The organism is bacterium, assembly GCA_023145965.1.
Taxonomy (GTDB): Bacteria; UBP14; UBA6098; order UBA6098; family UBA6098; genus UBA6098.
The window spans coordinates 18,017-41,030 of record JAGLDC010000050.1 but is presented as its reverse complement, the minus strand read 5'-3'; the positions used below and the strand labels follow the sequence as shown (position 1 = coordinate 41,030).

At 44.8% G+C, this 23,014-nt stretch carries 7 protein-coding genes and 1 tRNA gene; 6 read left to right on the top strand and 2 right to left on the bottom strand.

Annotated features, from left to right (window positions below; genetic code table 11):
* Positions 1 to 236 precede the first annotated feature (236 nt).
* From KAH81_05600 to KAH81_05585, 4 genes are all read left to right on the top strand, one after another.
* Complete coding sequence (locus KAH81_05600; protein ID MCK5833129.1) at positions 237 to 3,581, top strand: gliding motility-associated C-terminal domain-containing protein; 3,345 nt, start codon at positions 237 to 239, stop codon at positions 3,579 to 3,581.
* A 43-nt stretch (positions 3,582 to 3,624) separates the two neighbouring features.
* Positions 3,625 to 7,164, top strand: a complete 3,540-nt coding sequence (locus tag KAH81_05595; GenBank protein MCK5833128.1) for a gliding motility-associated C-terminal domain-containing protein — start codon at positions 3,625 to 3,627, stop codon at positions 7,162 to 7,164.
* Between the two features lie 32 nt (positions 7,165 to 7,196).
* Positions 7,197 to 10,811, top strand: a complete 3,615-nt coding sequence (locus tag KAH81_05590) for a T9SS type A sorting domain-containing protein (protein ID MCK5833127.1) — start codon at positions 7,197 to 7,199, stop codon at positions 10,809 to 10,811.
* A 449-nt stretch (positions 10,812 to 11,260) separates the two neighbouring features.
* Positions 11,261 to 19,021, top strand: coding sequence for a hypothetical protein (locus tag KAH81_05585; protein ID MCK5833126.1), 7,761 nt, complete (start codon positions 11,261 to 11,263; stop codon positions 19,019 to 19,021).
* Between the two features lie 389 nt (positions 19,022 to 19,410).
* On the opposite strand, the gene KAH81_05580 is transcribed toward KAH81_05585, so the two are convergent.
* Positions 19,411 to 19,497: transfer RNA gene (locus KAH81_05580), tRNA-Ser, on the bottom strand.
* A 205-nt stretch (positions 19,498 to 19,702) separates the two neighbouring features.
* Entirely contained in the window at positions 19,703 to 21,121 is a 1,419-nt protein-coding gene (locus KAH81_05575) for a bifunctional UDP-3-O-[3-hydroxymyristoyl] N-acetylglucosamine deacetylase/3-hydroxyacyl-ACP dehydratase (protein MCK5833125.1), read from the bottom strand.
* A gap of 246 nt (positions 21,122 to 21,367) precedes the next feature.
* Between KAH81_05575 and KAH81_05570 the strand changes: the two genes are divergently transcribed.
* Positions 21,368 to 21,934, top strand: coding sequence for an acetate uptake transporter (locus tag KAH81_05570; GenBank protein ID MCK5833124.1), 567 nt, complete (start codon positions 21,368 to 21,370; stop codon positions 21,932 to 21,934).
* A gap of 93 nt (positions 21,935 to 22,027) precedes the next feature.
* Complete coding sequence (locus tag KAH81_05565; protein MCK5833123.1) at positions 22,028 to 23,005, top strand: NAD-dependent epimerase/dehydratase family protein; 978 nt, start codon at positions 22,028 to 22,030, stop codon at positions 23,003 to 23,005.
* The last annotated feature ends 9 nt before the right edge of the window (positions 23,006 to 23,014 follow it).

The window sequence follows — 23,014 nt, the reverse complement described above, 5'->3', positions numbered from 1 at the left end:
TCGAGGTTTTCAGGAGATGGATAGATATAGTTGACGGAGACCTCACGGATATAATTCCAAGAAGCTGGGATGGAAGGGACTCTGGAGGGATAATTATGATGGAGGGATTGTATATTTACATCATTGTGCAAAATGGAGAGATAATCTGTAACGGAACGGTTGTATTAGCAAGATAGGAATTTAAGTTAAGGTGTTAAATTGAAATAATGCGGAGAGCGCGTTATTTTAGGAGAAAATTGAAGAACGGTTTTTTATTAGCGCTGATAATGATAATCTGCGCTAACAGCGCATTTTCTATCTCGATTTCTAGGTCTGAGAGGATCGAAGCGGCGAAAGTATATGAGATTGTGTCTGACACTACTCCGCGTTTAAGGCCAGCTACAGTTTCTGTTCCTTATTTTGAGGATTTCGAGGCTGGCGATGGTGGATGGACGACTTCCGCGTTCGGACCTTTGTGCCAATGGCAAAGGATGACAAATCCCGAACTTATATTCGTTCATTCGGATATCTATGGCACAATGATCGATCTTGGAGATCCACGCCCTGCTTATTTGCCTTTTTCACATTCAGGTAATTCTTGTTTTTGGTATGGAAATCCAGAGAATGGATCATTTATCGGTGAGCCATTCGACCATTCACCTTTTGGAGGTCCTGAATTTACCGGAGGTAATTCAGAGGATGAACATGGCGGAAGGCTTATAAGTCCCTTGTTAGAAACCGACGAACTAGCACATATTTCATTTAGTTTCTGGACCTGGTGGGAAGTCGAATGTATCGATATCGATGCTTTCGATATGATGTATATTTTAATTTCCACAGATACTGGTGTTTCATGGGACACTTTAAATTGGTTGAATCCGCCTTTCTCTCGTCTTCCCGGATGGGATCATTGGGAAGGTTATTCGTCGGGCGGATATTTAGAACCCGGGGTCTGGATAAAATGGACATATTTCCTTGATCCGGAATACTCCGGACATAATATAATATTACAATTCCTCTTTTCTACTGAAGATCCTTTATACAACGGCTTTCGCGGTTGGTTTATCTATGATCTATATGATAGCTGTGGTTTGGAAGAAGCTCAACTTATCAGAAGACCGGAATATCCAAATCCTCTAGGCGTAGTCGATTGCCATTTGGACCCTAATCCTTTTCCGCATGAATTTATTATCGAGAATATTGGAGGAGAGGCTGCCGAAGAAGTATTTCTAACTATTGATTTACCCACCGAACTTGATTTAAGTTTTGGAATGCCCAGTGTTCCGCTGGGAACGATGGCTCCCGGAGAAAAGGATACAGTTTATTGGGAAATTGAAGTTCTCGATCCCCCCCTCGAAGATACATCTTATTGCTGGCATGTTGTTGTTACGAGCGCAGATTCATTAATTGGTTATCACGATAATTTTGAAGGAGATGAACCGCTGTTTATCGGCGATGAAAATTTTGACTATTGTGATGTCCGTTTGCCTTTCGGTCCGGAGTCCGCTGTGACTGGTTTTGGTGTAGTGGGAATACCTTCCGACGGTTCGGACGAATACCCGAGTCATGTCTATTCTGTTTTGACAAGCGAATATTTTTATCTATCCAGTTGGGTTGAGGCTTATATCGCTTTCTGGTATTGGCTTTCTGTCCCGCAAATTGACCCATCTGGTTGGTCGCGAGATGGTGAGGATGGATTCCTTGTAGAAATCGAGATAAACCATGGTAGTTGGACTCAATTAGATGAGTATGGCGTTGGGCTTCTCCTTCCACGATACGATGCATACATCGATGAGTGGGTTGATAATCCAATCGCTAACCGGATGGCTTATTGCGACTCCTCTGGACGATGGATCGAGGTTGTTTCTCAGAATTTGATCGGCATGGGGGTTTTAAACACCGACGATACTGTTAGAATTCGTTTTGTTTTCGGAAGCACAAGTTTTGATAATAGAGAGGGCTTTTTCCTCGACGAATTCAGGCTTTCGACTGTGCAGTATCCCATAGGGCCTTTTCTTCATACATTATGTGTCGATGTTTCTGGAACTCACACCCCTAATGCCACTCTTGTTACGCCAGCCGATAGCTCCAGTTCGAGTTGCGAAAGGCAGGAGATTGTCATCAATGTCGGTGGAGAATCCATAGTAGATTCTTCTCGTGTAGTTATCTGGGTTGATAACACGAATCACTTCACGGTCAATGAGGGTAATCTATCTGTCGATGCTTCGATGGGCGCTGTAATCGCGCAATTCCCGGTTGGCCAGACTTGGTTGGAAGGCTGGCATAACGCTCGTCTCGATACATGTTATAATATCCTTGGATGCAATTTGGATTCGCCACTTGTTTTCGATTTTCTTATAGATTTAACTCCTCCAGTGGCTAGTCTCACAGATCCCTCGGGTGGAGTGTTCTACGGCTCGAATGATTTACCTATTGTTATCGGACTCGAGGATACTCTTACCGGTGTAGATTCGGCTTCGATACAGGTTGTTTTTTGTGGAAATTCCTTTAATATTGGCCATGCAGCGGTTGGATGGGATGGAAGTGAAATAATTTTTTCACCTCTACTAACTGGAACTGGGAATACATGGATTGATTGCCCTGAAGTATGCATTATTGCTGCTGATTCTCCCGATTATTGCGAGCCAAATATCGACACTACTTGTTTCGAGATCAGTGTTGTTTATTCACCTCCGACAGCAGAGCTTGTAGTTCCAAATATAAACGATATTACTTCTTGCGATGACCAACAGATTGTTATCGCCCTTTTTGATAGTATTGGCATCGAAGATTCTGGGGCCGTGATGATATTGAATGAACGGGAATATACCACAGGTATCGATACCGAACTCGAAATTACCAACGACACGCTTTATTTTACACCGTCTGTCAATTGGTGGCATAATCAAACAGTCGAAGGTTCTTTAGTCGAGTTCTATAATATTCATGGGACAAGAAACATTGATACTACAGATTTCTCTTTTATGGTTGATTTGGAATCGCCCATTGTTCAACCCTTAGTTCCAGTTGTAGGAACGATTACTTCTGATGAGTATCAGATAACTCAATTTTCTCTCGAAGATTATCCAGCAGGATTAGATTTAAGCACTCTGCAGATTATATGCGATGGTCGAGTTATCGATTTCGAGGATGGCATTTGGCTTTCAAGCGAAAACGGTGGAATATTCGAAATAAGACCCAGCGAGATAGGCTTCTCTTTTACACCGGGGGATACCGTCGATATGCATGTATATATCTGTGACGATCCCGATCTATGTTCTCCCAACTGCACTACAACAGTTTGGAGATTCGTTGTGGAACCTAAAACGAGTTGTATTGCTGAGCCTAATCCATTTACCCCTAACGGGGATAACGTTAACGATATAGTGCTGTTCGATTATCCGCATAGTTATACGAGAACAGCACAATTAACCATTTATAACCTTGAAAATATCGAGGTTTATCATTATGAACTCAATGGTTCTTTTGCCTGGGATGGTAGAGATGCTCAGGGGAAAATGCTAAAACAAGGATTGTATTTATATTTATTGATAAACGAAGCTAGGGTTGTTTGTAATGGGACAGTCCTTCTTCTTCGATAAGTAACTCATGAAAAGAACATAATAAACATAATTGGAGTATATTATGAGAAAAAACTGGCAGTTTACTGTAATTCTTTTATTAGCAATAACTTCCGTTTATGCTATTCCTAGAGTCGAGGTGAACCTACGAACACGATCAAATGAAATACCTAATTCTCCGGTGATTGGAGATCTTAACAGTGATGGTCATCCCGAGATTGTTATAACTTCTCGTTCAGAGACGATTTCATCATCTTCCGGGGATGGTTGGATTGCTGTTGTTGACAAGTTCCATGATGATACTGTCGATACACTTTGGTCTGATCGATTTGGAAGAGGTGTTTTCACACCTGCGATCGCGGATCTCGACCGCGATGGAATAGGGGAGATTTATTGTTGCGTTTATTTTGATTCGCCAGGTGAAATGGGTGTAATGAGTGTAAATGGTAACACTGGAAGTGTCAATTGGATTTATAATGGTGGAGGTGCTTTTTACAGCAATGCCGGTCACGAGGTCCTTCTCGCGGATTTCGATGGTGATGGTCAGGTCGAAGTTATCGCTCAACAAAACCGTTCTGGAACAAATTATGAAATCGTTGTTCTCGATGGCTTAACTGGTGCGCTCGAGCTTATAATTGATACAGGTTCAAAGAGGTCTTACGCTTCGATGGATTGCGAAGATATAAACCTTGATGGTAACTATGAGCTTCTGGCTTCGATTACAGCCGGCAGTTCAGGGGACGTAGAGGTTGTTTGTTGGGATAATACAGGGACAGAGTTATGGCGTGTGCCTGGCGGACCAATTGCTGTTGCAGATATCGATTTGGATAATGACCCTGAAGTGATTTGCGAATGGGTTGATGGAAGCTACAATGCACATATATTTATTTACGATGGTTATGGTGTTCTCGAAAGTGAAGTCATTTCTATCGATGCTGTTAGCACAGTTTACAGTCATTATGAATGTCCGGTTATTGCCGATTTTGATCTAGCAACTCCAGAACCTGAAATAGCTTTCGCGGTTAATCATTCACCCTCGAGCTCGCAATGTATTATTACTGTTGTTCGTGTCGATGGAACAATATTCTGGCAAACCGATCCATTTACTTCAGGGGAAATAATTTCTATGTCCGCTGCCGACCTCAGTTGTGACGGCGTATGGGACCTTTGTAGCTATAACATGGCTGGCGAATTTATTGTTTTCGATGGACGAACCGGCTATTTCTGGGCAACCTTCGACGATTTTGATGGAGATTATCGTCCTGATCCTAATAGATTTGTACCTATAGCAGACTTGGATAACGACTGTCACGCAGAATTCGCGGTTAGCACATATAGGGGCGGCTATTCGTCCACTAATCGTGGTATTTACATATACGGTGACGACGATGATTGGAATCCAGTTAGAAGAATGTGGAATACGGGTAGTTATTACTATACTAATATTGACGATGATATGCACATGCTGTCGGACACTTCCGCTCAACTACATTGGGAAGTCGATAATATATGGCGTGCACAAAGAGTTATTCCTTGTGGCCTGGAGGCTATTCCCGGCCCGGAGCTTTTGGCCAATCCAATTCAATGTGCCAAATGTGATAGCATAGGTGAATTTATATTCTCCGCTAAAATCTGGAACCCCACCTGTGAGGAAATCGCTTATTATACTCATTGCATCTTGGAATTCGATTCGATCGGGTCTAATTGCCTAGATTATATTGAGGGGCAATGCACAACGTATATCGGCGATCTTATGCCTGAAACTGACACTGTTCTCATTTGGCGATTTGAAGTCGATCCGAGTTGCGATTCATGCGATATCTCTTTCTGGCTACATGCTACATGTTTAAATTCGCTTATTGTGTCTAATCGCCATATCCCAATACAATCATGGACACCTCGTTGTCATTATCCACCGGCGGTAGTTAGAATTAGACCCAATGAATGCGGTAATGTTATTTCTTGCGGCCCCATGGACAGTCTTGGTTCTGTGATTAACACAGGGCAGGAGCTGATATTTAATATCTCTGCTGATTCGATATATGGAACTAGCTATCCTTTGTTAGATACATTAATAATGCTAACAGTCCAATCGAACTCTACGCCACTCGAGACTATTACACTCGACGATCCAAGGCTTTACTGGGACGGCGACGAATATCATGGAGGGCTGTTTTATAATCCCAATCCACTTTATCCGCATGGAGATACTGTGGTGTTTAAGCTCGAAACTATCTATAACGAACTTTTCTGTATGACTACTCCATCGGTGTGCACAATAATCGTCGATGATATGTATCCCGATACCATCGATGTTCACCCGGATCATATGGATTATGCTTCTTATGATGTTCTCGATGAAGTATATGCTGTTTTAGCGGACGATTTTATGAGTATCGATTCGACTACAGTTCTAGCTGAAAATATGTCTGTTGAAGTAAACGGAGTTCCGATTAACGATTATAATGTCGATATACACTGTGATGGCGTGGATCCGGATACGGTATATTTTGATATATATGATGGTGTATTGCCAGCAGATACTATCGAGATATGTATGTGGGGAATGGAAGATACTCCGGATGATACAAGTTTCTGCGGTCCGAATGTCAATCCTACCACTTGCTGGAAATTCTTCATTTTAGCGCATGAGCCTGTAGCTTATTTGAAACATCCTGAACGTGATACATATAGCGCTTGTTTGGATCAAGAGATAATTATTCACATAGTCTCTGAGGTTTCGATGGATTCCATTTCCTTTGAATTGGAGATCGATAGCATAACTTATAGTATAGATGAAGAATATCTCTGGTGGGACAGTGACAGTAACGATCTTCATTGGACACCTGAACCCGGTTGGTGGCAAAGTGGCAATATGGCGAATGTATGCCTTAATAGAGCTGAGAGTAGGATAGGACAGAATATTGCTAATGCTCCTTTCTGCTTTAATTTCTGGCTTGATTTCGATGCACCGGAGATCGAGTTCCTTACGCCTCAGATGGGGCTTAGTCAAATGATTCGCGATGTTGCTCCTAGAATAACCGCTTCACTTGATGAACCTCTTAGCGGACTCAATACTGATTCGGTGCGTCTTTGGATTAACGGCGATGAAATCCAATTCCCTCCCGCAATTTTGAATAACGAGGGCGACGGAATGTGGACTGTCATTTTCGATCCAGCATTTGCAGGCATCGAGTTTAACACCAGTGACACAATTGAAGTAAGCCTTAAGGCTTGTGATTCACCAGATTACTGCGATGCAAATTGTTACACCTTGACGGATAGCTTCATTATAGAGCCGCTGATTGCCTGTTTGGTTATTCCCAATCCATTTACACCTAACAGCGATAATATCAACGAGGTAACGGTCTTTGATTTCCCGCATATGTTCACTCAATCGGGCGAATTGACCATATTTGATATTCGAAATAGACCTGTTTTTTCGAAAACTATCGACCCCATCGATGACGCCAGGAATTTCGATGCTCGAAGCTGGGACGGTAAAGACACCAAGGGCAAACTTTTGCCGGAGGGGTTGTATCTATATGTTATTAAACAAGATGGCAAGGTTATCTGTAACGGTTCAGTTGTGCTTGCTCGATAAGTGACTTTAACTCCGATTTTCGGGGGTATGAAATGAAAATAAAAAATCCAATCTTGGCGGCTTTAATAGCCGCCATTTCAATTTTCGCTCAGTCAGGTGATGTCCAAATCGAGGAAATAATCAAATCAGACGATTGCGAAACAATTTACACGATGGTTTGCGTTTTCGATTCCCTCGGACGATATACACCCGAACTTGAATTGGAGGATTTCTCTTTTTCTGAAAATGGAACACCTGTTGTTCCACCAAGTATTAGGCAACTTAATGAATGCCCGGCACCATACATCGATATTGTTCTCCTAATGGATTTTTCTGGCTCGATGGACGACGATGTTTCGACTTTTTCTTCGGCGCTATCGATATTCACTGCCGGTCTCGCCGGCATTGATTATCGTATTTGTATTGCCATCTTTAATGGATGTCCTGCGGAGATAAATGGTCTTAGACATATGGTGTTGACGGATTTTTCCGCCGCGCCGCCTTGCACTGTTGGAACGGACATGTGGGCTGATAATCCTACAGATTTTTACATGCTATTTCAGGCAACGCTGTTCTATTATTCACTCCCATGGGCATTGAGAGGAAGTGGTCATGAGGACCAATACGGTGCTCTTCACTGGATAATCGATACACTCGATTGGCGTCCTGGTTGTCATAAAGCTGTCGTCATGTTCACAGATGAGGAAGTGCAGATTGTTTCGCCACCATGTTTGCCATATTACGACTATTCCGATTCTTCTCTGTATCAAATCATGGATTACTGCTCGAGTGATTCCGTAACTTTTTTTGCGGTATGCCCACCCGATTCCGATATGGAGTGGTATCCTCTTTCTGGCGATAGTCCGGATCGAGCTTATTATGCCGGATACCGTGTTCTTGCTGAGTCAACCGGTGGTATCTGGAGTGACCTATATGATGCTGAATACAGCGCAATGGTAGAGAGTCTCGGGCTTGCCTTGGGAAATATACCTTGTTGTTACGAATTTGAATATCTAACGTCCAAGTTTTGCGAACTTACAGATGTTATTTTCAATGTTGTTGTGGAGAATAGTGTTGATTTCATAGGTTGGGACGATTCGACATACAACAGTTTCTGTGAACCGCGCATTGATATACTAATGCCTTCCCCTTGTGGAGGCATAACCTCATGTGCTAACCAATGGATAAAAGTGCTTCACACTAACCCAGAATATGGTTATATAACTGATTATAATCTTGGAATTAAAGTGGACGGAATCGAAGTGGCTTTCGATGTTTCTATAGCCGGTGATACCATGTTCTTTTTTCCAGAAACAACATTTGCACATCGTGATACTGTTGTTTTCGAGTTCGTGGAATTGGTCAATAATTGGGGATGCATTGGAGTGGAATCTCCGTGCACATTTTATGTTGATCTTCAGCCTCCGGAGCTTATCTATCATTACCCGAGCGAAGACGATACTCTTTTCGTAGGGGAAGTTTCGATCAGTGCAAATCTAATAGATGAATTTTCAGGAATATCGCCGTTGTCAATTCCTGCACGAATCGATGTAACAATGGATTCAGACACGCTCGATACTTCAGGGCCCATCTGGACTCTACACGAAGATACCGCTATTGTAAGCATTGATACTGTAATAATTGAGCGAAGCGGGGTCATTCGGGTATGTATCTCCGAGTTATTTGATTCGCCGGATTATTGTTATTGTTCACCAAACCAGATGGAACCAACATGCTGGGAGTTTTTTGCCGCTGCAGCAAGTCGCGAGGTTGGGTTCCCTATCATGTTTGGTGCGCCATGTGATACAGTATTGATTCCCCTTTCTATCGACGGTCTCGAAATGTCTGTTATCGGTTCGGCTGAGATGACATTCACCGTCGATCCTAATGTTCTTATTCCGCTTGGACTTGTGACTTCAGGAACACTCACGGATGGTTGGTTAGTGGATACTATCGATATTGATGAAGAAACTGGTTTAGTCAGTGCGACAATAATTGGTGCCCCGCTTTCCAGTGGCTCCGGTGGCGATTTTCTTTTCTTGCGTGCAATTGTTAACTGCGACGCATTAGGAGGTCAATATACTTCAATAGATATAACCGGTTTCGAGTTCAATCTGGGCTTCCCATTAGTCGAGACCTCAGATGGTTTCTTCTATGTTACGCTTACGCCCGAGGTTTTCACTTGCGATTTATATCTTAATAGAACACATCTACCCAATCATTTTGATAGAGTTGTTACCTTTGGGGCAACATGGGGTGCTGGAGATTCTTATGACTATGGTATTGACATTATCGATGTTCCCGCTCCAGATTGGATGGTAGATGGCCGTTTTGTCTTCGATGACGCCGCTTATCCTCATATAGCAGGGCTTTTGCGTGATATTCGTTGTCCTTTTCCACCGAGAGCATGGAATCTTGCGACTTTCGATGAGCCAAACGGCACAATTCATTGGAATCCAGCAGATTTGCCGGAGGGTGAATTCCGCCTTGAAGGGATTGTCGATATGAAACGAGATTCAACGGCAACTTACGGTTTAAATGATACACTTCTTATCGAATGGTTCTTCCCAGAATTCACCTATTGTTCACTTACAGTTCACAATGGATGGAATATGGTTAGCAGTCCTGTTCTTCCGACCGTGGTTCCCGCCCAAGAAGTTTTTAACACTATGCTAAGTGTTTATCGCTATTCCAATGAAATGGCAAGCTATCGCAATGCCGAATTGATTCAGGAGGGTCAAGGTTATTGGATATGGGCGGATTCATCCTACGCGATAATGACTGTTGGCGGAAGACTCGATTCCTATTCTCGGATTGTATTTAATGGATGGAATCTTATTGGCGCGCCGTTTGAAGCGGTTTCTATTAGCGAAATTGAAATATTTCCTTCGGGAGGAATCATTGGGGATATATTTGCTTGGGATGGTTCAGAATATTATTCCACCGACTCGCTTCGCCCTGGATGCGCGTATTGGCTGCTTTCCAGTTCGGATGGAATTTTGGAGGTTCCTTTCGATGGTTCTCGGAAATTCCAGCCCAAAATTCCAATCGAGTGGACTGGAACTATCGAAATTATAGCAGATGGAGAAATGGCCACACTTTCAATAGCTTATTCGCCCATGTCAAATTCGGATTTGTGTTCAGGCGATATCGCAATTCCACCTCTCACTCCATATTCCTCAGAGCGGATAGCAACGCTGATAAAAGGAGATATTCAGCTTTCTACTTCGGCTTCCGATGGCGAATGGACTATATTACTTCGTGAGGAGGCGATAATTAGGATTAATGTTCCGGTGATGGGGGAGATGTTCATCGATGATAAACGAGTTAATGATAATCCCGTATCTATTGGTGTAGGATTACATAAATTGAAGTTTAAAAATATTCTTCCAGAAGAGATGACATTGATTGGTTGTTATCCTAACCCATTTAATACTACAGCTACGATTCTTTTAACATTGCCCTCGGAAAAGGGAGTTAGGCTCGAGGTTTTCGATATATCTGGCAGGAGGGTTAATTCTTTCGATCGAGAGATGTCTGCTGGGTTGAACAGAATAACCTGGGATGGTTTAGCTGATGATGGCTCTCAGTTACCTAGCGGCCTCTATCTTTTTCGTGCAGCGACTGGTGTTGACGAGGATATAATTATGGGAATGCTAATAAAATAGGAAAAGCATAAGATAAAATGAAAAGGCTTTAAGTTGTAGAAACGACATGGGTTATAACCAATGTTGTTTCGGAGTATAATTTAAAAATTCTTCTTCCTTTTGCGCTGTCGCGATTTTTGCTATTATTGAAAACCGCAGTTAATGATTCGATTTATTTTCGCAAAAATCCCCACCAAACCACCTTGCTGTCACGAAATTTGCAAAGGCGGCGAATTTTGAGCTATCGCCCCGCCTTTTTCAAGATAAATAGCCTCGAAAGTGAGGAATTTAGTTTTGAGCTATTTTTGCATTATTTAGCATTTAGATAGGGTTTATTTTAGGTTTCGGTAAGTTATAGAAGAGCATATATATATAACTATGGTTGTCTATCTTCTTATATCTTGACATATACTAATAATGATTTATCTTTTCTAAATGAATCACTTTTCAAAATGTATTTGGGAGATATTATGAAAAATGCGATATTTATTTTGATTTTATTTTCGTCAATAATTTTTGGTTTCACTAATCTCGGGACCGATTTTTATATTTGTTATCCTGCCAATGCTTGTCGAGAGCCGGTTGGAATACCTATTCCGCCTGCTTCGGTTTTTGATGGTGAGCTGATTCTTACATCGACATGGGCATCGACGGGTTATATTCGCAATGCTAGCGGGACTTTCAATGTTCCATTCACGATACCGCCAAATTCTGTCACGACAGTAGCCATAGACAGCACCCATTGGATCACGGAATCTGAAGTTATAGTTTCCAAGGGTTTGTATATACACTCAGACAATCCGATATCGGCCTATTTCCTTTCCTACAGGACTCCTGGCTCGACAAACGATATGGCTCTTGTTTTTCCAGTACCCAGTCTTGGGACAGAGTATATCACTATGTGTTGGCGGGACAATATACCTGCTTATAATCCATTGATAATCGATCGTGGCCCGAGTATGTTTACAATAGTAGCTCCCTTCGATGGCACGAATGTGCAGATAACAACACCTGTTCCAACAGAGGGGGGGCATTCTGCAGGTGTTCCGTGGAATATTACTTTGAATAGCTATGATTGTTATCAAGTTTTAGCCAATTCACCCAATTCGACAACGCTTTATGATTTAACTGGTTCTGAGATAACTTCAGATAAACCCATTGCTATTATTTCTGGAAGTCAGATAGCGCAAGTTCCCAACACAATTCCTGCAGCGGATTATCTTATCGAACAGATGCCGCCACTATCTGCTTGGGGGAAAATATTCAATGTATTTCCGATTCAGCCCAGAAATGATTGGGAAGAGGACGTTTTAAAAATAGTCGCATCTGTCGATGGGACGAACATCACGATAGTGGATGCAAGTGGCACTACTCCAGTTACACTGAATCGCGGTGAAACATGGGAGTGGAATGGTCAACCATGCGATGCGGGCAGTTATTTACCTCTTCTAGGTTATGCTGCCGATTGTGATGGTAAGCTGCTCGATAGCCCCACGAGAATCACCTCCGATGAGCCTATTCTTGTAGGGCAATTTATTGTTGGTGGTGTTTTAACTAAAGGCGAACCGGATTTTTTCACCGGTTTGGGTGATGATCCCCTCGGTGACCCGGCATTTATGGTTGTTCCTCCTGAGGAGCAGTATTCCAAGCGCTATATTTTCATGACTCCATCAGGATACACAAATGATTATTTGAATGTTACAATTGTATCGGGACACGAGGCTTCGATTGTTCTCGATGGCGGTCCGCCATCCTATTCGACTGCATGGTTCAATCTTCCCGGCACCACGCTACGCGGCGCGAGGATTGAACTCGATCCTGGTGCGCATATCCTCGAAGCTGATACGACCATGCTTATTCAGATGTATGGTTATGATAACGATTGGGCTTCCTATGCTGCTGTTGCAGGGCAGAACCTTAATCCAATTAATGCGGATTATTCTGTTATTAAATATTGCACACACACTCCGGCAATGAGTGGGACATACACGACATGGCGCATTGTCCTTGTTCAGAGTGGTGGTGATCCGGGATATGGTATTCAATTTGCGGACATTCTGCCCCCGGGTTTCACATACGGCACAACGCCAGCAACTATAGAATTATTCGGAACTGCGACTCGCGATAGTGTTCTCGATCCATCTCCTGGTGATTCAATTCTTGAATGGGGTTGGTTTAGCACATCTGAAGGGGATTCTATTGTTATTACTTTTTCTGTGGATATTGAATTTGGTGTCGAGGGTTTATTTGATAACTCAATAATCGTAGTCGATGATTCGGGAACTACCTCTGGTAATGCAGGCGGTCTTCTCGGATCTCAGGATGATGTCATGGTTGTTCTTCCTGTTTTTCCTATTGCCAATGCTGGATGGGATACGACTATTTGTATGGGCGACACGGTTACAATCGGAGGAGATCCCACAGCCGATAGCGGAACGCCGCCCTATAGAATTTCATGGCAAAGCGAACCATCCGGTTTTTCAAGCTTCCTTGCGAATCCTAGCGTTTTCCCGATTGTAACTACCGATTATATAGTTACTGTTACAGACTCTAACGACTTCTCAGATGTCGATACTTGCCGAATAACCGTTGTCGAGTCTCCGATTGCTGGTAGGAGAATCCCGGAGCCTTGCGGTCTTGTTACTTCCTGTTATAATCAAGAGATCGTTTGGTGGATGTTAGACGATGTTGTCGGTGTGATTCCGGAATCGACAATAGCCATTGTGAACGGTGTTACTTATTACCCAGGAGTTGAGCTGGTCGTTACTACGGCATCCGCCGGAACGACTATTGCGACCTTCACTCCCGCCGATCCCGGATGGGCGCACGGTTCAACCGTCGTTGCTGAATTGGCACAGGCAATGAACTACGCTTATTGTGCAGTTACTGTGGAACCATGCACTTTTATAGTCGATCTTGAACCACCGGTGATAACAGATACCATCCCGCCGAACGATACCACACTTTATAACGCCTCGCCGACTATCGGTCTTGATATAGAAGACCTGCCAGCGGGGGTTAGTCCCGAGAGCTTTAATTATATTACTGTAACTGTTGACGGCGTTCCGGTGAGTGGATTGACACCCATATGGGATGGTTCTCATCTCAGTATTACTGGTCTGACTTTTGTCGATGGGGATACCGTTAGAATATGTCTCGATAGTTTATTCGATGCTCCCGGCTACACATACTGCCCACCGAATGACACTTCGTTCTGTTGGGAATTTTATATTCGCCTATCGACACCCGAGGCTTGGGTTGTCGAACCTCTCGATATCAATCTCGATGGTGTTGTGGCTAGTGCATGCACATGTCAACCGGTTATTATATATCTCCACGATGATATTGCTATTGATGACACGACAATCCAGCTTCAAGTTGATGGTGTGGTTTATCGAATCACCGATCCTCGACTGACATATTTTGCTGATACGCTGGTCTTCCAGCCCACAATGCCGTGTTGGACAGAGGGTTTGCACTCATTCAGCTTGATCGCAGCAAGAAGTATTTCCGGTTCATCCTTACCCACCGCTGTTTCTGGCAACTTTACAATCGACTTAACGCCTCCTTATTTCACGAACATCACACCGCTTCCAGGCACTTTCGTTGGTGCTTCGCCGACTGTTTCTATTCGTCCCCATGATGACGGTCTTGGCCTTGTTGATGATGAGATTTATATCACAATCGAAGGCTTAAGTTATACACTACCAACAGCAGGTCTCTCGTGGGATGGAATAACTTTTACTGCTTCGCTACTTGATTTAGGGCTTAGCTTTTCCGATGGTGACACGATAAATTTCTGCCTCAGGGGTTCGCGCGATGATCCGGATTATTGTGATCCGAATGCGGCTGACACTTGTTGGATGCTAATAGTTAATCTTGCGACTCCCACAGCTATGGTTATCCTGCCCGATATGGGAACTATCAGTGCATGCGATTACCAAGGTGTTTGCTGGTTTGTCGAGGCTTCCAATGGAATCGATCCCGCAAGCGCTGTTGTGGTTGCCAATGGAACAGTTTACGATTATGCCTCAGGGCTCCTCACCTATTCGGCAATCTCACCGATGTCTGGTGAGCTTTGCCTTGTGCCCTCTGTAGTGTGGAGTGAACATGAGACAGTTACCGTGTGCTTAGCCGAACTTATGGACTCCATGGCCCATGCCATGCTCGATTCTGTTTGCATAACTTTCTACATGGATCTCGTTCCGCCGGTTGTTTATGGTGTTACGCCTTCCCCTGGAACAGAGATATCCTCGACAAGCCCGGTGATCGATTTTTGCATTTCGGATGAGGTTGCCGGAGTAGATGGAGATTCTGTAATATTAAATGTCGAGGGTGTTCCTTATACCTTCGGCAGCGGATGGATAACAGATGATACATGTCTTACTTGGGATGCTGGAGCCTTAGGGCTCGATTTCCCAGAAAGCGACACTATAGAGATTTGCCTTCACATGGCCGATGCACCGGATACATGTAGCGCTAATTCTTTTGATTCTTGCTGGACATTAATCATGCCGCCACCTCATGTTTATGTTCATGCAGGTGTAGATGTAACAGTGTGTCCGGGTGACTCAATAGAGCTCGGGTGTCACCCGAGCGCCTATGGTGGTATTGCCCCATATATGTGGGAATGGTCACAGATTGGCGGTTCGTGGACGAGTGGCGATCCGAATCCCACTATATATCCCACGACCACAACGAGTTATATTCTTCATGTTACAGACGACGCTTTGATTTCCACCGAGGACTGGGACACAATTACTATAACTGTAGATTTTATCCCAACGAGTGAGCCGGTTATGATTTCACCAACAGCTGGCTCATTACTTCCGCCATCGCCGACTTCGATTGATCTCCTGTGGCAGAGCCCGGGTGGTTCTCCGGAATTTACATACGATGTAATAGTCGATGATGCGGTTGTTGCTACTGCAATCTCAGAAACAACCTTTGCAGTGGATTTCCCTTGCGGAGAGACTCATAGTTGGGGAGTAGTGGCCTATAACCATTGTGCAACGGAATACTTCTATTGCACTGCTGATACGATAGGCGATTCAACATACATTTTCTTAGGTCCCGACAATGAATACTCGGCAGTAGCTACCGATTCGGGGCGGACCTTCCGCACCTACCCCTGTGATGGCCCGATACCAAGCGTTATTCGCCCCCTCGACGGAACCTTCTCGGCCTGCAATCCCGAAAGCATAATTATCCAGATAGACGATACCTCGGGCATTGTCGAAGCTACGATTGAGCTTGAGATCGACGGCGTCTCGTATGCTACAACTGATGCCTTCCTGACCTTCCACGCACCTAATATACTTATATTTTCACCTTCAACGGATTTTTGGTCGGATGGCGATGCCGTGAATGTTTCTTTGCTTCACGCGGAAAATATCTATGGCGTCGATATCGTCTCGCCGCTTGTCTTCAGCTTCACAATTGATTATACTGCGCCTGTTGCTACGGGGTTGATTCCACCGACCGGCGGCTATGCCCCCGGTTTCACGACCTCCGCAGGATTCAACGTTGTTGACGCTCTTTCCGGCGTCGATCCGTCGTTGGTTTGTATCGAAGTGAGTGGCTCCGGATTTTCGGATGTTCATTGCATCGGCGATCCGTGTGTCACATACGATACTCTTGCCGGCGATTTTGTTATCGACCTCGAATGCGCCGGATACATTTTCCCGCGTGGTGATACGATAACATTCTGCGCGATATCGGGCGACTCGCCGGATTATTGCGACGCGAATATCGACACGACATGTTGGGATATCTTCATCATCGACTGCGACCTTGTTGTTACAATTGATATGCCCGACACTGTGATCTGCGAAGCGCCCGGCAGTCTTAGCTTCCCGATTAACGCGACGACCACAGGCGGAACTCCGCCCTTCACCTATATCTGGGCGCCAGCCGGGGCTTATATTGACGGACATATCGAGGATATCGTTGCCACGCCGCCGATTGGCGCTGTTACGCAATATGTCATCCTCGTCACCGATTCCACAGGTTGCACAGCGATGGATACCGTTTATGTTTCGATTAGCAGCTTTACAGCGAACGCGGGCGGCGATATTTGGGTTTGCCCGGATGGCATCGGCACAGTGGGTTGTCCGCCGGTTTTATTTGGTTCGCCAGTTAATCCGATTTCGATTACTTGGCGAGACCTCGATGGAGCGGTCGTTTCCACTGATTCGAGCTTCGAATTCGCGCCGGAATCGACGACGACGCTTGTCCTCGAAATAATAGACGGCGTTGGCTGCACGGCCTACGATACCATGGTCGTCCATTACGAGCACGAAGCACCCGGGCCATTCGCGTGGCATAGCCCCGAACCGGACGACACGCTTACGCCCGGCACGGTCGAACTTTGCTGGGAGATGCCGAGCGGCACCGCGCCGATTTACTTCGACGTCTATCTCGACAGCGGCCTCGTTGTCGAGGAAATCACCGACACATGTTACACCGTTGGGCCGTTCCCATGCGGCGAAATGCATTGGTGGTTCATCGAATCCTATAATTTCTGTTATCCAATCGACTGCGCGGGAGATACAATGTGGGTCTGGTATCCGGATAGTACAACCGGCGGAGTGTTCGTCCCCGGCGATACTTTTGCCGGCGGCTTCGATCCGCCGTTTTATATGGATCCCTGCGAGACAGGCACTCCGGAGATAATCCAACCGTTCGATGGCGCGTGGTCGGCATGCGACGACCAGATTATCGCGCTTAAAATAGTTCAGCCGGACAGCGGCCTCGCGCTCGACCCCGCGACATTCGAGTTGGTCATTGAGGACAGCATATATCTCGTCGATGGCACTGTCGTCACCTGGGTCGAAGACTCGATTCTGACATTCACACCGTGGCAGCTATGGACTAACGGTCAGCAGGTCAATGTCAGCCTCGAGCGCGCGGAAGACACCGATGGCAACACGGTTAACGGCCTTCCGTTTAGGTGGAGCTTCTTCGTCGATCTGATGCCGCCGGTGCCGAGCGTCTTTTCGCCACCGCTTGTGGATCAGACATCTTCGCCAGCGAGTTTCCAATTCGATATTCTCGAAATTGGCTGCGGAATAGACCCCACATCGATAGTTGCGATTATTGATGGAACACCTTATTCCGCCGGTGCTAATCCATCCTGGGCCGATCCGACACTCCTTTTCGATGCAGCAGGCGCGGGGCTTTTATGGATACCGGGCGATTCTATCATCTTCGAGATTGTCGCAGCGGATTCGCCGGACTACTGCGATCCTAACATCGACACCACACATTTTGCGTGGTTCGTCCGAGATCCAAATCCGCCGGTACCTTCAATAGTTACGCCTGAAGATGGCGATTTTACTGCCTGCGATCCCGAGAGCATAGTTATACGTATCGAAGATCCGGATGGCGTTGTCGAATTGACAATCGAGCTCGAGGTCAATTCGATCAGCTATACCACAGACGATTCAGAACTCGAATGGGCGGAACCGCTGCTCATCTTCCGGCCTTTGCCTATGTGGAATGATGCCACAGTGGTGAACATTAGCCTGCTTCGCGCCGAGGATATTTTTGGCAATGACATCACTTCGACGCTCGACTTCATGTTTACGGTCGATTTATCACCGCCCACCGCGCAAATGACGCTTCCGGTCGAAAACAGTATGACCCGCGATGTTCAACAGAACATCGATATCGAAATCGAGGACATACTCTCCGGTGTCGATCCGACGGCGCTGATACTGAACATCGATGGCGTCGAATACGAATACCACGAATTCTCCTGGAGTTATACAAGCGAAAACGATGGCATACTTGGCTTTATTCCGGAAAACCACAATATTAGCTTTATCGCGGGCGATACTGTCTTTGTAGGAATCACAGTATATGACTCACCCGATCGTTGCGATGCTAATTCAGCGCAGTTCGAATGGCAGTTTCTTATCGAACCAGAGGTCGGTTGTGCGGTTTTCCCAAATCCAATCACAGCGGATTATGATGGTATCAATGATAATGCAGCGTTCACATATCCGAACATGATGTCCGAAGAGGGTACTGTTGTGATATTCAACTCGCGTAACATAGAGGTGTGGCGAAGTGAGATAAGCCCGGCGGCTTCTTATGAGGATTATGCTGGCAGAACATGGAACGGCCTTGATAGCAAGGGTGTGCCGGCTCCCGAAGGATTATATCTTTATATTATTATTGTAGAAGGCGAGATTGTTTGTAACGGCACAGTAGTGCTGCTGAGATAGGGGAGTCCCACAATATGAAATAAAAGGGATTGGGGCATGTCTCGCCTGCTCTAATCCTCTCGGTTCCTTGTTGAATCAAATCTTTTTCTCACAGGGAAAAGAGCTTGTATAGATTTCCTATCTTTTTAGGAAAAGATAGGATTGCATTGTCATTTCGAGGAGCGTAGCGGCGAGAAATCTCGCTGGATATGGAGGAAATATCTCCCCTTTCCCGAAATGACAGGGCCGACGAGCATAAAACCCATCTAACGCTGGATTTACGGTCTGGCTGGGAATAATAAATACGTCGTCTGAAGCCGACAGCAATGAAAGATTGGCGCAAGTGTAAATGCACCACATTATAAAATAATAAAGCTCGATTAATTCTTTAATCGAGCTTTATTAAAACACGGAGAGGCCGGGATTCGAACCCGGGGTCCCTAAAAAGGGACAACGGTTTTCGAGACCGCCCCGTTCAACCGCTCCGGCACCTCTCCAAATTGATTACTTATTTAGTTATTAAATAAATATGCTAAGCATATTCCTGTATTTTCGCTCCAGCACCTCTCTTTGATTCGTTCGTATGCTCCTGTATGAGAGCGTGTTTATGAACGCTCGCAAATTAAGCGTCGGACCGAAAGGGCGACAATTCAAAGAGCTTCGGTTATTTTATCTACTTCACGCCCGATGTCAACATTAAAATCACCCGGATGCTTTTTGCCGTTTCACAGCCATAGTCATAAATTCGCCCTGACAAACTAAATCGCCATCGACAAAAGCTTTGCCATCAAATTTACATAAACCATGCTTAAAATTGATCATGTCCACCCGAAAAACGAGTGTATCGCCCGGAGTAACTTCCCTTCGGAAACGTAATTTGTCGATTCCGAGGAAATAGGTAACATAACGCTCTGGATCATCGAAACCATCCATGAGCAGGAACGCTCCGGTTTGAGCGAGAGCTTCGGCGAGAAGCACACCGGGCATTATCGGATATCCCGGGAAGTGTCCCTGAAAAAAGAACTCGTTTGCAGTGACATTCTTGCGCGTGATCGCCCATTTACCCTTTTCAAAATCGACGACTTCGTCAACCATGAGAAATGGATAGCGATGAGGGAGTATTTTCATTATTGCTTTCGCATCGAGGATAGCGCGCTTTTTTCCCGATCCGAACTGGCCGGCTATTTCTAGTTTATCCTTCTGTTTTTTGATAAGTTTAACTAGCTCGATATTCGCCGAGTGGCCAGAACGCGCGCCTAAAACAAATCCTTTAATGGGGAAGCCAAGGAGATGCATGTCTCCCAATAAGTCCAGGACTTTATGTCGCACAGGTTCGTTGTAGAAGCGCTGTTTGACACCACAAAGCAGCGGACTATCTTCAATCTTAAGCTTCGTTTTCTCGTTTATATGGAAATTATCTCTGAGGAATCTATCATCGTTCTCGGTGAATTCCTTGTCGATAATAACAAGAGCATTCTCCGGATCGCCGCCCTTGATAAGCCCCGCTTTAAGGAGGTCCTCGACCTCCGAGAGAAAGCAGAATGTACGTGCTGAGGAGAATTCCTCAAGGAATTCCTCCTCGATATCGACCAGAGTAGTGTATTGTGTTCCGAGGGCTGGATTGTGATAATCTACCATAAATGTTAATCGGTAACCATCGAAAGGCACCACATGGATATCGGTTTGACGCCCGATATTATTGTATTGAATAACCTCTTTGACAACGAAGAATTGCCTTTCGACATCCTGCTCGACTATACCAGCTTCGAGAAGCTTGTCTGCGAATTCCTTAGCACTGCCATCGAGCACAGGCGGCTCTTCAGCGGAGAGAGCAATCTCAATATTGTCTATCTGAAGGCCGGCGCAGGCGGCAAGGACATGCTCGATAGTTGTAACGCGATAGCCCTCGGAGTTGGCAAGCGTAGTTCCGCGAACATGCTCGCCAGTGGCATTGGTCACCGATGCTAAAATTCTTTGCGGTGGATCGACATCCTCGCGCACGAACACAGCCCATGTATTAGGCGGCGCAGGCCTAAAAGTCAGTTTCACGGGTTTTCCTGTATGAAGGCCCACGCCCTCAATACTCACTTCGCGCTTTATGGTACATTGCATTTTTTTCATAACATCTCCAGTTTGGCATGATTATATGAAGCCATTTTGAATTGAGCAAGGAAAATGTGTTCCAAAAGTGAATTATCAGAATACATTAACTCATACTACAACACTCAGAAGATTATTCCAAAACCTATTTTATAAGAACATTGAAATGATGATTTTTTGATTAGTTTTTCTCTTGCATTCTTGAAAAGCATAAGATATATTTTACTCAATTAAATTTGTAAACCTCAAACCCCTAAGGAGAGAAGAATGGACAATAAACTCGCTAATCCCGCACCGCTTGGTCTTATGGGATTCGGTATGACTACTGTGCTTCTAAACATCCATAATGCAGGGTTTTTCCCGCTTGGTTCGATGATATTAGCCATGGGTATTTTTTACGGTGGCTTGGCACAGATATTCGCCGGTATTCTTGAATTTAAAAAAGGCAACACCTTCGGAGTAACAGCATTTTGCAGCTATGGCCTTTTCTGGCTAACTCTTGTTGTACTTCTCGTGATGCCGAACATGGGTATTGCTAAACCTCCGACGCAGTTTGTTGGTTGGTATCTGTTTATGTGGGGATTGTTTACATTCGGAATGTGGTTCGGTACCTGGGGCAAGAATCGGGCATTGCAATTTGTTTTTTTTAGCTTGACCATTCTCTTTTGGCTTCTCGCCATTCGCGATTGGACAGGAAACCAACTTATCGGAACCATTGCAGGGTTCGAGGGCATCATCTGCGGTTTTTCAGCAATGTATCTTGCTATTGCCGAAGTTTTGCATGAAAGCCATGGAAGGTTTGTTCTCCCTATCGGCGAAATCAAGAAAAAATAGCGGAATCTGTAAAAATTTCGATTATATTAACCGGTGTCGATTTAATAAACGACATCGGTTATTATTTTAATTTCTTGCTAAATCGAGGTTTATATGTCTAAAAAAATCGAGAGAATACTAGTTACCGGGGCTTGCGGTCAGATAGGCACAGAACTCTGTTTTGCACTCGGAGAAAAATATGGTGCGGAGAATGTTATCGCCTCCGATATTCGACCCTCAGAAGAGGTTAATATCAAAAATATTGGGGCATACGAGTTTTGCGATGTTACTAAATATGAGCAGATAGCTGCTATTATTGACCAACACAAAATCGATACAGTCTTCCACATGGCCGCTATACTTTCGGCGGTTGGCGAGAAGAATCCCTTTCTCTGTTGGGATGTAAACATGAACGGCACTATCAATACACTAAAATGCGCGATAGATAAGAATCTTACACGGGTAATTATTCCTTCTTCCATTGCCGCTTTTGGCCCCGATACTCCACGAGATAACACACCAAATGACACAATACTTCGCCCTACCTCTATGTATGGCGTTACCAAGGTCTGTGCTGAAAGGCTTTGCGATTATTACGTTAAGCGCTTCGGTATAGATGTTCGGGGCCTACGCTATCCAGGTATTATCTCATCTGAGACCTTGCCGGGTGGTGGCACGACCGATTACGCCGTGGAGATATATTATAAAGCTGTCTCTGAAGGCTCTTATCAATGCTTTCTCTCGGAAAACACTATGCTTCCGATGATGTACATGCCCGACTGCATCAAGGCCACGCTAGACCTTGCTGAAGCGCCCCTGGAAAAAATTGAGCATCACAGCGACTTTAATCTCGCCGCATTTAGTGTAACACCCGCCGGAATCACCGAGAGTATTAAAAAGTATATTCCTGAATTTAATTGCACGTATAAACCTGATTATCGTCAACCTATAGCCGATTCATGGCCGAATAGCATCGATGACTCGATTGCACGAAACGAGTGGGATTGGAAACCAGACTGGGATCTCGATTCTATGACGCGCGATATGTTGGAAAAGTTAAAGAAAAGGTTTGAAGAAGGTAAGCTTTATTAATGGGTGATT